This window comes from Mesorhizobium oxytropidicola (assembly GCF_056174625.1).
In genome coordinates this window covers 4323409-4335789 of the sequence record NZ_CM149692.1, presented here as the reverse complement: position 1 = coordinate 4335789, position 12381 = coordinate 4323409, and the positions used below count along the sequence as shown (strand labels likewise).

Below are 12381 nucleotides of genomic sequence, written 5' to 3'. Positions count from 1 at the left end.
ACCCTGCTATTTCGATACCGGGCAAGGCTTTGTCTGGTCGAACAGCGACAGGTTGACCAGCTTGCCGGTCATCGAGAAGTCACCATAGTCCATGACCAGATCGCGGGTGATGCCGTTCTCGTGCAGCTTGAAGCTGATCCGGTATTCCGGCACTTCTTCGCCGTTCTTGGCGCTGTCGTCGAAATAGGCGATTTCGACCGGCCAGTATTTGTCGGTGGCGAGCTTCGCCAGCGCCGGAGCCTCCGGATCGGCCTTGTCGGCTTCGGTCTTCTTGCCGACGACGACGGTGGTCGCCATCACCTTGTTGGCGTCCTCCGAGCCGTCGAACAGGTTCGTCTGGTAGAAATTTTCGCCTTTCTCGGCCTTGCCGATCAGTTCGACCAGATGCTGGGTCGGAAACTGGGTGGCGGCGAGTTCCAGGCTGTTCTTCTCGGGCTTGTCGATATCGACCTTGAGCCCTTTCGCGTCTTTCGTGGCCATACCCTTGACCTCCTTGTCGAGGTTCTGGTCGACAAAAGATTTGGTCACAAAGGAAAACGTCTTGCCTTCGGCGTCCTCGAAAGTCGTCGTCTGCTGGTCGGTCAGTCGCGTATTGTCGTTGGTGACGATTTGGGTCACGAAGCGGAATTTCACCGTATAGCCTTCGCAGGCCGAGCCGTTGAATTCGTAGACCATGCGGCCGGATATGCCGGTTATGCCGGAGCGGTCGGAGGCCTTATTGAGGGTGAGGTCATACACGGCGCGATGCGCCTGCAGCGCCGGTACGGCGAAAGCGGGGACTATCGGGAACACGGCCGACAACAGGACGGCGTGGAATGCAAGGCGCGCTGCGCGCATGAGGTACTCCGATCGTCGCGGCTGATGGCAGGCCGCAGGGAAAGATGGTCCAGCTTAAAAAAAGTCGTGGCGGAAGCGAGGCAAAAATAGCAATTTCGGCCCCGCCAGCGCGGCGCCTTCCAGCAATAGGGAAAAGCAATGAGTGAAACAATCGAAAAGCGGCTAAGTGATCTGGGCGTGACGCTTCCTGCCGCCGCCGCACCCGCCGCCAACTACGTGCCCTATTGCAGGTCAGGCAATTTGCTGTTCACCGCCGGGCAATTGCCGCTCAAGGACGGCAAGCTGCAGGCGAGCGGCCTGCTTGGCCGCGATGTGGATACCGCTGCCGGCAAGGACGCGGCAAAATACTGCGCGATCAACATTCTGGCGCAGGCCAAGGCGGCACTGGGCGACCTCGAGAAGATTAGCAGGCTTGTGAAGATCACCGTTTTCGTCGCCTCCGCCGCCGACTTTGTCGAGCAGCATCTGGTTGCCAACGGCGCCTCCGATTTCCTGGTCGCTGCCCTTGGCGAGCGCGGCAAGCACGCCCGCTCCGCCGTCGGCACCGCCTCCCTGCCGCTTAATGCCGCAGTGGAAATCGAAGCGATCTTCGAAGTCGAATGAGCGAAGGCCTGACATGACCGACCTCTCCTGGCTGACCGCCCGGCCCGTTGCCCATCGCGGCTTCCACGACATGAACAAGACGCGCTGGGAAAACACGCTTTCCGCCTTCGCTGCGGCGGCCGAACGCGGCTACGCCATCGAATGCGACGTGCATCTGTCATCGGATGGCGTTCCCATCATCATCCATGATGACGACCTGAAACGGCTGACCGGACAGGACGGTTTCGTCTGGCAGCGCAGCGCGGCTGAACTGACCGCACTCAGGGTTGGCGGCACATCCGACCACGTGCCGACGCTGCAGGAAGCGCTCGATCTCGTCGATGGCCGCGTGCCCATGGTTGTCGAATTGAAAGGGATTCCCGGCCGTGACGAAGGCCTGGTGGCGCGCGTCGGCAAGATGCTCAAGCGCTACAAGGGCAAGGCGGCGATCATGTCGTTCGATCACTGGCTGATCCGCGATTTCCCGAGACATGCGCCCGGCATTCCCGCTGGCTTGACCGCCTACGGCAAGGACCTGAAGCTGATCGAAGCGCATTTTTCCATGCTGGCGCACGAACTCTCCTTCACCTCCTACGCGGCCGGCGACTTGCCGAACCCGTTCGTCAGCTTCGTGCGTGAAAAGCTCAAAATGCCTGTCATCACCTGGACGGTGCATGATCAGCCGGCGATCGACCTGACCATCAAATATGCCGATCAGATGACATTCGAAGGGTTCGAACCCGACCTGGTCAAAGTCGCCTGAGCGGAGTGTCTGAAACGTGACTTGTAGCGGCCCGGATGGAGCTTAAATAAGCCTCATGGATCAGGGCGATGATGGCGACGGGCAAACAGCAAATGCGGACTATTCGATCCGCATCGCCGCGGGCATCGGCGCGTTCACCTGCGATGAATGGAACGGCTTTGCCGGCACCACGCGCGGCGACGCGGAAAATGGCTATAACCCGCTCGTTTCATTCGCTTTTTTGAGCGCGCTGGAAGATTCCGGCTGCGCCGTGCGACGCACCGGCTGGCAGGGACATCATTTGCGGCTTGAGACCGCGGACGGCAAGCTTCTCGGTGCCGTCCCTGCTATCTCAAGTCGCACAGCCAGGGCGAATATGTGTTCGACCATGGCTGGTCGGATGCCTTCGAGCGCGCCGGCGGCCACTATTACCCGAAACTGCAATGCGCCGTGCCGTTCACGCCGGTCACCGGCCCTCGCCTGCTGGTCGGCAAGGGCGAGGATCCGGATGCGGTGAAAGCCGGGCTTGCTGCCGGCCTCAAAATGGTGACCGACAAGCTCGGTGTGTCCTCGGCGCATGTCACCTTCGCCAGGGAAAGCGACGTTGCGACGCTCGAGGCCGCGGGCTTCCTGCACCGCACCGACCAGCAATTCCACTTCTTCAACGAAGGCTTTTCGACTTATGACGACTTCCTCGCCACGCTTGCCTCGCGCAAGCGCAAGGCGATGAAGAAGGAACGGCGCGAGGCGCTTGCCGACGGCATCACCATCGATTGGCTGACCGGCAAGGACCTGACCGAAAAGGCCTGGGACGACTTCTTCGCCTTCTACATGGATACCGGCAGCCGCAAATGGGGCCGTCCCTATCTGAACCGCAAGTTCTTCTCCCTGATCGGTGAACGCATGGCGGACGATATCCTGCTGGTGATGGCCAAACGCAACGGGCGCTACATTGCCGGCGCCATCAATTTCATCGGCTCCGACGCACTCTACGGCCGCAACTGGGGCTGCATCGAGGATCACCCTTTTCTGCATTTCGAGGTCTGCTACCACCAGGCCATCGACTTCGCCATCGAACGTAAGCTGAAGGTGGTCGAGGCGGGCGCGCAGGGAGAGCACAAGCTGGCGCGCGGCTACAGGCCGGTGACCATGCATTCCGCTCACTACATTTCGCATCCCGGCCTGCGCAATGCCGTGGCCGACTACCTCAAGCGCGAGCGGCGCGAGGTGGAGCGGATGGGCGAATATCTGGAAGAACATACCCCGTTCCGCAAGGATATCGAGGAATAGCAGGTCTTTTGGCATGGTCGATCTCGACTGATCGCCTATCGTCTTGCCGCTCCGGAAGAGCTTCGCTACACGAGACGCGAGGCACAATCCGGAGCGTTCGCCATGACTGCCGCCTATGACACCGACAACATCTTCGCGAAAATCCTGCGTGGAGAAATCCCTTCGCACCGCATTTACGAAGACGACGCCGTCGTGGCCTTCATGGACGTGATGCCGCAAGGACCGGGCCATACGCTGGTGGTGCCCAAAGCCCCGTCGCGCAATCTGCTCGACGCCAACCCGTCGACCTTCGGTCCGCTTTTCGCGGTCGTCCAGAAAGTGGCGCTGGCAGTCAAGAAGGCGCTTAATGCCGACGGCGTCACCATCCTGCAGTTCAACGAGCCGGCCTCCGGGCAGACCGTCTATCACCTGCACGTCCATGTCATCCCGCGCTTCGACGGCATTCCGTTGAAGCCCCATTCGGGCGCGATGGAAAAGCCTGAAGTGTTGGCCGGGAACGCCGAAAAAATACGGGCGGCGCTGGGAAGCTGACCTCACAATCGGTTTCGCGGACTGGAAGAAAGTTAGGCTGCGCCTTGAGCAAGCAGCTCGGCTGGGTGCCACCTCGCATCAGCCGCTGGCGGATCACATGCGCGCACCGTTCAGGGCTGAGGATAGACCGGCCATAGCCACCCTATTGCCCAAATGAAAAAGCCCCGTTTCCGGGGCTTTTTCGAGTAAGTGCCGATCAGCCCTTGCGGGGCAGTTGCGGGACCAGGCTGCGCTTGCCGCCGTCCTTGCCCTTGGGCTCCGGCTTCTGCGCCACGATCTTCTTCGCGGCAGGCTTCTTGGCCACGGCCTTGGGCGGCTTCGGCGCGTCTTCCGGCTCTTCCTTCTTCGGCTTCACCGGCGCCTCGTCGGCCAGCGATTCGAGTTTCAGGCCGGTCTCGCCGGTTTCCTTCTTCTCGACGGTGACGCGCACCGTGCCGCCCTTCTTGAGCTTGCCGAACAGCACCTCGTCGGCCAACGGCTTCTTGATGTGCTCCTGGATCACACGGCCGAGCGGCCGCGCGCCCATGCGCTCGTCATAGCCCTTGTCGGCGAGCCAAGCGATCGCATCCGGCGACAGGTCGAAGGTAACGCCACGCTCGGAGAGCTGCGCCTCGAGCTGCATGACGAACTTCTGCACCACCTGATGGATGACCGGCACCGGCAGCGAGCCGAACGGGATGATCGCATCGAGACGGTTGCGGAACTCCGGCGTGAACAGCCGGTTGATCGCCTCGACATCGTCGCCTTCGCGCTTGGTCGACCCGAAACCGATCGCCGCGCGCTGCGCATCGGATGCGCCCGCATTGGTGGTCATGATCAGGATGACATTGCGGAAGTCGATCTGCTTGCCGTTGTGGTCGGTCAGCTTGCCATGGTCCATCACCTGCAACAGGATGTTGAACAGGTCCGGATGTGCCTTCTCGACCTCGTCCAGCAACAGCACGCAGTGCGGATGCTGGTCGACACCGTCGGTCAACAGACCGCCCTGGTCGAAGCCGACATAGCCGGGAGGCGCGCCGATCAGCCGCGAAACGGTGTGGCGTTCCATATACTCCGACATGTCGAAGCGGATCAGCTCGACGCCAAGCGAGGCGGCGAGTTGCTTGGCGACTTCGGTCTTGCCGACGCCGGTCGGACCCGAGAACAGATACGAGCCGATCGGCTTTTCCGGTTCGCGCAGGCCGGCACGGGCCAACTTGATCGCCGAGGTCAGCGCGGTGATCGCGGTGTCTTGACCATAGACGACGCGCTTCAGCTCGATGTCGAGGCCCTGCAGCACCTTCTCGTCATCGGCCGAAACCGTCTTCGGCGGAATGCGCGCCATGGTGGCGATCGTTGCCTCGATCTCCTTGATGCCAATGGTCTTCTTGCGCTTGGCTTCCGGCACCAGCATCTGCGAGGCACCGGTCTCGTCGATCACGTCGATTGCCTTGTCCGGCAGCTTGCGGTCGTTGATGTAGCGGGCCGACAGTTCCACCGAAGCCTTGATCGCCTCGTTGGTGAACTTCACCTTGTGGAATTCCTCATAATAGGGCTTGAGGCCCTTCATGATCTCGATGGCGTCCTCGATGGTCGGCTCGTTGACGTCGATCTTCTGGAAGCGCCGCACCAGAGCGCGATCCTTCTCGAAGAACTGGCGGAATTCCTTGTAGGTGGTCGAGCCGATGCAGCGGATCGCACCCGACGACAAGGCCGGCTTCAACAGGTTCGACGCGTCCATAGCGCCGCCTGACGTGGCACCCGCACCGATCACCGTGTGGATCTCGTCGATGAACAGCACCGCACCCGGATAGTCCTCGAGTTCCTTGACGACCTGTTTCAAACGTTCCTCGAAATCGCCGCGATAGCGCGTGCCGGCAAGCAACGTGCCCATGTCGAGCGCGAAGATGGTGGCGTTGTGCAGCACCTCGGGAACGTCGCCCTCGACGATGCGCTTGGCCAAGCCTTCAGCGATCGCCGTCTTGCCGACGCCGGGATCACCGACATAGAGCGGGTTGTTCTTGGAGCGGCGGCACAGCACCTGGATGGTGCGGTTGATCTCCGACTCGCGGCCGATCAGCGGATCGATCTTGCCGGCCTTGGCCTTGTTGTTGAGGTTGACGCAATAAGCGGTCAGCGCATCCTGCTGCTGCTTTTCTTGCCGCCTTCCTCTTGCGGCTCGGCGCCGTTCTGGCCGCCCTGCTCGTCATCGGCGCCGCGCGGCGAACGCGTCTCCGACGCACCGGGACGCTTGGCGATGCCGTGCGAGATGTAGTTGACCGCGTCGTAGCGGGTCATCTGCTGTTCCTGCAGGAAATAGGCGGCGTGGCTCTCGCGCTCGGCGAAGATCGCGACGAGCACGTTGGCGCCCGAGACTTCCTCACGGCCAGACGACTGCACATGGATCACCGCGCGCTGGATGACGCGCTGGAAGCCGGCGGTCGGCTTGGAGTTCCTCATCGTAGCCGGTGACCAGATTGTCGAGCTCGGTGTCGATATAGGTGAGAACAGTGTGCTTGAGCTCATCGAGATCGACATTGCAGGCGCGCATGACGGCGGCCGCCTCGGTGTCGTCGATCAACGCGAGCAGCAGGTGTTCAAGGGTTGCGTATTCGTGGTGCCGCTCGTTGGCGAGCGTCAGCGCCTGGTGAAGCGCCTTTTCCAGGCCTTGGGAGAAAGCCGGCATGTTACCTCACTTCTTCTCCATCACGCATTGCAGCGGATGCTGATTCTGTCGGGCGAAATCCATGACCTGAGACACTTTGGTCTCGGCCACCTCGAATGTATAGACCCCGCACTCGCCCACTCCATGATTGTGAACATGAAGCATGATGCGTGTGGCGGCTTCGCGGTCCTTCTGGAAAAAACGCTCCAGCACGTGAACCACGAACTCCATCGGAGTGTAGTCGTCGTTGAGGATGAGGACCCGGTAAAGGCTGGGCTTCTTGGTTTTGGTTTTGGTGCGCGTGATGACGGCCGTCCCGCGGCCGGCCTCATTGCCGTCGCCGCTGCCGTTTTGCATCCGCGCCACTTGTCTCGTGGCAGTCAAACCGATCGTCACGTAATCCTGCCTCTTTCGAATCCTCATGCGAGTTCGACATGTAGGTGTTCGATGGACGATTTTAAGCCCTTCTGGTTAGCTGACAATATGGCTAGGTGACCAAACTTGGCGGATTTTCGCAATCGTGAAGCGCTACGCGGCTCCGGATGGGAAAATGGCATGAAAAAACCCGGCCGCGTTTCCGCGACCGGGTTCTGTCCCGGGCCCAAAGGGCCGGATCTGAAACTGTCGGGCGAAATTACTTCGCCTTGGCAACGATCGATTCGAACGGCTTGTAGGCCTCCTTGGCGAGTTCGGCATAGAGGTCGCCGATCTTGGTGGCCTCGGCGACGAACGCCTCGTAGGACTGCTTGGCGTAGTCTGTGTGGATCTCGATCGCCTTATCCAGCGACTTGGCCGAAAGCAGCTTCTCGACAGCGGCGCTGCCGGCTTCAAAGCTCTTCTTGGTGTACTCACCGGCCTCGGTGGCGATCGCCTGGGCGCCCTTGGACAGCGAAGCGAAGCTCTTCAATCCGGTGTCGGCGAATTCCTTGCCGTATTTGCTGAAGTCCTCATAGGTCTGGGTCATTTCACGATTCCCTTGACGGTTGAGGCGTCCTTCTTCGGGGCGCCCTTGTGCAATGCACCTTAATATATTGTGCGCCGCACAAAAGTCAATATTTCGCCGGCGTGCGGAGCCCGCCTGCGCAGGCAATGGCTAAAAATCAAATAAAGTGAGTTTCAAGCCCGAAGAAAATGGTGAACGCGGCGGTTACCATAAACGGATTGGTAACGCTGCCCCGTTAGCTTGGCTGAAAGTGAGGCAGGACCCTTTGCCGCCTCCAACGCAACGAAGAATTCAAGGGAAATATCAGTGCGTAAGGCGTTGTTGGGCATCGTGTCCAAATCCACCTCCCCTCTCAAAGCGATCATGGTCTTCGCCCTGGCGTTGACGTTCGTTTGCGCCGACGTTGCCTCCTCACTGGCAGCGCGGCAGGCGGCCATTGTCGTGGACGCCAAGACGGGCAAGGTGCTGTACTCCGTGGATGCCAATGGCAGGCGCTACCCGGCGTCGCTGACCAAGATGATGACGCTTTATCTGACCTTCGAAGCCATGGCGAAGGGCAAGATCAGCAGGAATTCGCCGGTCGTGTTTTCGGCTCACGCCTCCGCCGAGGCGCCGACGAAACTCGGCGTGAAGCCGGGCGGTTCGGTCACGGTCGAAACCGCGATCCTGTCGATCGTCACCAAGTCTGCGAACGACTCGGCCACCGCGCTCGGTGAAATGCTTGGCGGCGATGAAACGACTTTTGCCCGCATGATGACCGCTAAGGCGCGGGCGCTCGGCATGAACGGCACCGTCTTCCGCAACGCCAACGGCCTGCCCGACCCCGGCCAGTTCACCACGGCGCGCGATATGGCGACGCTCGGCATCGCGCTCAGGGAGCATTTTCCCCAGTACTACGGCTATTTCTCGCAGCGCTCCTTCTCTACGGCCGCCAGCGCATCAATGGCCATAACCGTCTGCTCGGACGCATCAAGGGCGTCGACGGCATCAAGACCGGTTACACCCGCGCTTCCGGCTTCAACCTTGTCTCGTCGGTTAATGACGGCAACCGCCGCCTGGTTGCCGTTGTCATGGGCGGCACGTCGGGCGGCAGCCGCGACAACCAGATGGCATCCTTGATCAACACCTACATGCCGAGGGCCTCGACCCGCGGTGGTGGCGATCTCATTGCCAAGGCGGACAGCAGCAGCAACCCGGTCAAGGCCCTTGCCAAGGTTCTTCTGCCCAAGCACGACGCACCGACCCCGGATGACAAGCCGGTGGCGGTGGCCAGCGCCGACGACACGTCCGTTGCCGAAGACGCGACTGTTGCGCAGGGTGATGACGAAGAGAGCGCCGAGGCCGAAGCACCCAAACTGGTTGTCCCGGCAAAGAAGGTGAAGACGGTCATCGTCGCCGCGCCCAAGGTTGCCACCGCTCAGGTCGTGGCCGCCTATGCCGAGCCGGCACCGGCTGCCGAGCCGACGCCGACTGTCGATCCGGTCAACACCGCTTCGGTGCCGTCGGGCTGGGCTATCCAGGTCGCGTCCTCGCCAAAACAGTCGGAAGCCCAGGCCTTCCTCGACAAGACCACCAAGCAGGCGCCGAAGGTGCTGGCGGATGCCGCCGGCTTTACCGTCGCCTTCGACAAGGACGGCGTCACCTATTACCGCGCCCGTTTCGGCGGCTTTGGTTCGAAGGACGCCGCCTGGAAGGCCTGCACCGCTTTGAAGAAGAAGAAAATCGAGTGCTTCGCCGTCCAGCAATAGGACGGCGTGAAAGCGATCTCCCGGAAAAATTCTGCGTCGAAGGAGACTAGTTGTGATTGGAGAGCAAGACGTCCTTGGCTTCGTTGATTCGCGCCGCCAGGAAAGACGTGCCGCCGATATCGGGGTGCAGGCGCTGCATCAAGCGGCGGTGCGCCTTGCGGACATCCGCCGCGGCGGCCCCCGCTTCAAGACCAAGGACCTTGTAGGCCTCCTCCTTAGTCATGGCGCCCGGACCTGGCGCAACACCCAGCCCTTCGCCACCGTTCGTCTCAGTGTTTTTGCGCCAGACGGGAAATCTGCCGTCAAGATACGTCTCTAGCAACTGGCGGCTCTCCGCATCGCCGGAGAGTTCGCGGTAGAGATGCTGCAGCTCGCCGAGGCCCATCGCGCCAAGCATCTTGCCGTCATGGCGGCCGGCCAGGACCAGTCCTTCGAGGCCGCCCGTATTGTGATCCAGCTCCATTTCGAGCGCTGCCGTCCGCACCGTTGAGCGTTTTCCCGGCGCCGGCCTGACATCGGTCCGGTTCGCGCGCGTGGCGGCATACCAGCCGATCGCCACGAACAGCATGACGCCGCCGATTCCGCTTCGACCAACCAGAAGCACGGCGCCGCCCACCAGCGCCAGCAAGATCGGCCCGAGTGTTCTCATCCCGCTTGCCAGCTGGGCCGGATCAGCCCGGAGGAAGGCCGAGGCTACGCCCAGGAGCACCAGCAGCAAAGCGACCAGACCGATAATTGCGCCTAACATTTCCCACCGCCCCGCAGATACCCTGTCCGTTTGGACAGCCGCGTGATGTCATCAAACACTTTTCTGCGCCGGAATGATGGCCTTCACCCGGACAGGAAGAGGACCACCATGCCGGATGGCTCTCCAACCCCGCTGTCCTTGTCGGCTTCGACAGCTTTTCATTGCGCATGGATTTCAAGATGTGGCGTTGTCGAGCCGCTTGCAAGTCCAGTGCGAAGCAAGATGGAGGGCCAGAAAAGCCCGCGCCAAACAGGCAACGCGTCCGCGCGATGGCCTACAGCAAGCCGAGGTCGGCAAGCTCGCGCCTGAGTTTCGGCGGCATCTCGACCAGCCCGGCCTTGCCCTTGCCGAGATCGGTCGGCGCATCCGACGGTTTCAGGTAGCGCCAGCCCTGGAAAGCCCGGCGCGGCTGCCAGTCGGTGCGCACGACTTGCGGATCGAGCATCAGGTGGCAGCGGCCGATGCCCTCGTCGTCGGTGAACGGCCGGATCTCGGTGATCAGCTGGCGGCATTGCACATTGCCCTTGATCACCCAGTACAGCGACCCGCCATCGGTGATTTCGGCACCGCGTGTCGGCACCATGCGGGTGGTGTGCCAGTGTTCGGCAGGTTCCCCGGCGCGGCGCCGTTCGTCGAGACGGAACTCGATCCATTCCTCGAGATCCTCGACGCTGTCGCAGCCGACGCACAGTTTTAGGAGATTGAGAGCCATCCGCTAAGGTTAGTCCGGAGCGCCGGGACGTCAACGGCCTGACGGACTTCTCCACAGTGCCAAGCGTTGCTCAGCACTCCACGACATTGACGGCGAGACCGCCAAGGCTGGTTTCCTTGTACTTCTCGTTCATGTCGAGGCCGGTCTGGCGCATGGTCTCGATCGCCGCGTCGAGCGGCACGAAGTGGACGCCGTCCCCTTTGATCGCCAGTGATGCGGCTGTCACCGCCTTGACCGCGCCGAGTGCGTTGCGCTCGATGCACGGCACTTGCACCAGACCGCCGACCGGATCGCAGGTCATGCCGAGATGGTGTTCGAGCGCGATCTCGGCGGCATTCTCGACCTGCATGGGCGTGCCGCCCATAACGGCGCAGAGGCCCGCCGCGGCCATCGCCGAGGCGGAGCCGACCTCGCCCTGGCAGCCGACCTCGGCGCCCGAAATCGAGGCATTGGTCTTGATGATGCCGCCGACGGCGGCCGCCGTCAGCAGGAAGTCGCGGATGCTGGGCTGATCAGCCTCGGGGTGGAAATGCAGCCAGTAGCGCAGCACCGCCGGCAGCGTGCCGGCCGCACCATTGGTCGGTGCGGTGACGACGCGGCCGCCGGCGGCATTCTCCTCGTTGACGGCCATGGCATAGATCGACAGCCAGTCATTGGCGAGCAGCGGATTCGGCCGGTTCTGCTGCCACTGTTCCTGCAACTTGTCGTGCAGCTGCCGGGCGCGGCGGCGCACCTTCAACCCGCCCGGCATGATGCCGTCCTGCGACAGGCCACGGTCGATGCAGCTCTTCATCGCACCCCAGATGGCGTCGAGGCCGGTGTCGAGCTCTTCGCGCGACATCTGCGTTTCCTCGTTGACGCGCTTCATCTCGGCAATGGAAAGGCCGCTCTTGTCCGCCATCTTCAGCATCTCGACGGCGTTCTTGAAGGGATACGGCACCTTCTTGCCTTCGGTCGTGACCGAGCCCTTGGCCTTCATCCGCTGCAGCTCTTCTTCCGAAACCACGAAGCCGCCGCCGATCGAATAGTAGATGCGCTTGAGCAGCAGGCGGTCACCGGCATCGTAGGCATAGAACGCCATGCCGTTGGCGTGACCGGTGAGCGGCGTCTTGCGGTCGAGCACCAGATCGGCGGCCGGGTCAAAGCGATAGGATGGATGGCCGGGCGGCGTGAGCCGCTTTTCCAAGGCAATGCGCGCGGCGACGCCATCGGCCTGATCCGGGTCGACGGTCTGCGGCGTCAGGCCGGCAAGACCAAGCACCACTGCGCGATCCGAGCCATGGCCAATGCCGGTATAGGCGAGCGACCCGTGCAGGCTGGCGCCGACGCGATCCACCGCGACACCGGCCGGTCGCGGCCAGTCGCCATTGAGGACTTCGTCGAGGAAACGGGCAGCCGCCGTCATCGGCCCCATCGTGTGCGAGCTGGAGGGGCCGATACCGATCTTGAACAGGTCGAAAACCGAAAGGAACACGCTGTCTCCTAGAGTCACGTCGAGGACTACATATAGGAATTCCCGCGATGTTTCCGCTCTTTTGACAATCGCGGCGCAGCACCTGCCGACCTTGTTTGCTCCGGCAGCGACATTGATTGCCGGACCGTCG

The 12381-nt window shown here is 62.0% G+C and carries 9 protein-coding genes and 3 pseudogenes; 5 read left to right on the top strand and 7 right to left on the bottom strand.

Annotation, left to right across the window (positions count from 1 at the left end):
• Positions 1-6: 6 nt before the first annotated feature.
• On the bottom strand, positions 7-837 hold the full coding sequence (locus AC0V8S_RS21590; protein ID WP_183459832.1) for a cell envelope integrity EipB family protein: 831 nt from the start codon (positions 835-837) through the stop codon (positions 7-9).
• A gap of 138 nt (positions 838-975) precedes the next feature.
• Between AC0V8S_RS21590 and AC0V8S_RS21585 the strand changes: the two genes are divergently transcribed.
• The 4 genes and pseudogenes from AC0V8S_RS21585 (at position 976) to AC0V8S_RS21570 (ending at position 3982) form a co-directional block, all read left to right on the top strand.
• Positions 976-1440 carry a RidA family protein gene (locus AC0V8S_RS21585; protein WP_475433226.1) on the top strand — a complete coding sequence of 155 codons (465 nt, stop codon included), beginning with the start codon at positions 976-978 and terminating at the stop codon, positions 1438-1440.
• 13 nt (positions 1441-1453) lie between these two features.
• The gene (locus tag AC0V8S_RS21580) at positions 1454-2182 is read left to right on the top strand and encodes a glycerophosphodiester phosphodiesterase (RefSeq protein ID WP_475433224.1); all 729 of its coding nucleotides are present in this window, start codon (positions 1454-1456) and stop codon (positions 2180-2182) included.
• Positions 2183-2237: 55 nt separating this feature from the next.
• Positions 2238-3451, top strand: a pseudogene (locus AC0V8S_RS21575) (GNAT family N-acetyltransferase).
• A 102-nt stretch (positions 3452-3553) separates the two neighbouring features.
• Complete coding sequence (locus AC0V8S_RS21570; protein WP_475433222.1) at positions 3554-3982, top strand: HIT family protein; 429 nt, start codon at positions 3554-3556, stop codon at positions 3980-3982.
• A gap of 196 nt (positions 3983-4178) precedes the next feature.
• Here the strand turns inward: AC0V8S_RS21570 and clpA are convergent.
• From clpA to AC0V8S_RS21555, 3 genes and pseudogenes are all read right to left on the bottom strand, one after another.
• Positions 4179-6647, bottom strand: a pseudogene (clpA, locus tag AC0V8S_RS21565) (ATP-dependent Clp protease ATP-binding subunit ClpA).
• A gap of 6 nt (positions 6648-6653) precedes the next feature.
• Positions 6654-6983 carry an ATP-dependent Clp protease adapter ClpS gene (gene clpS, locus AC0V8S_RS21560; protein ID WP_027051901.1) on the bottom strand — a complete coding sequence of 110 codons (330 nt, stop codon included), beginning with the start codon at positions 6981-6983 and terminating at the stop codon, positions 6654-6656.
• A 277-nt stretch (positions 6984-7260) separates the two neighbouring features.
• Entirely contained in the window at positions 7261-7590 is a 330-nt protein-coding gene (locus tag AC0V8S_RS21555; RefSeq protein WP_475433221.1) for a phasin family protein, read from the bottom strand.
• Between the two features lie 285 nt (positions 7591-7875).
• On the opposite strand from AC0V8S_RS21555, the pseudogene AC0V8S_RS21550 reads away from it, so the two are divergent.
• Positions 7876-9317, top strand: a pseudogene (locus AC0V8S_RS21550) (SPOR domain-containing protein).
• A 46-nt stretch (positions 9318-9363) separates the two neighbouring features.
• Here AC0V8S_RS21550 and AC0V8S_RS21545 read toward each other — a convergent pair.
• The 3 genes from AC0V8S_RS21545 to AC0V8S_RS21535 form a co-directional block, all read right to left on the bottom strand.
• Positions 9364-10065 carry a DnaJ domain-containing protein gene (locus tag AC0V8S_RS21545; protein WP_475433220.1) on the bottom strand — a complete coding sequence of 234 codons (702 nt, stop codon included), beginning with the start codon at positions 10063-10065 and terminating at the stop codon, positions 9364-9366.
• A gap of 274 nt (positions 10066-10339) precedes the next feature.
• Positions 10340-10777 carry a DUF1489 family protein gene (locus AC0V8S_RS21540; protein ID WP_095200142.1) on the bottom strand — a complete coding sequence of 146 codons (438 nt, stop codon included), beginning with the start codon at positions 10775-10777 and terminating at the stop codon, positions 10340-10342.
• A gap of 70 nt (positions 10778-10847) precedes the next feature.
• Entirely contained in the window at positions 10848-12251 is a 1404-nt protein-coding gene (locus AC0V8S_RS21535) for an L-serine ammonia-lyase (RefSeq protein WP_475433217.1), read from the bottom strand.
• Positions 12252-12381 lie beyond the last annotated feature (130 nt).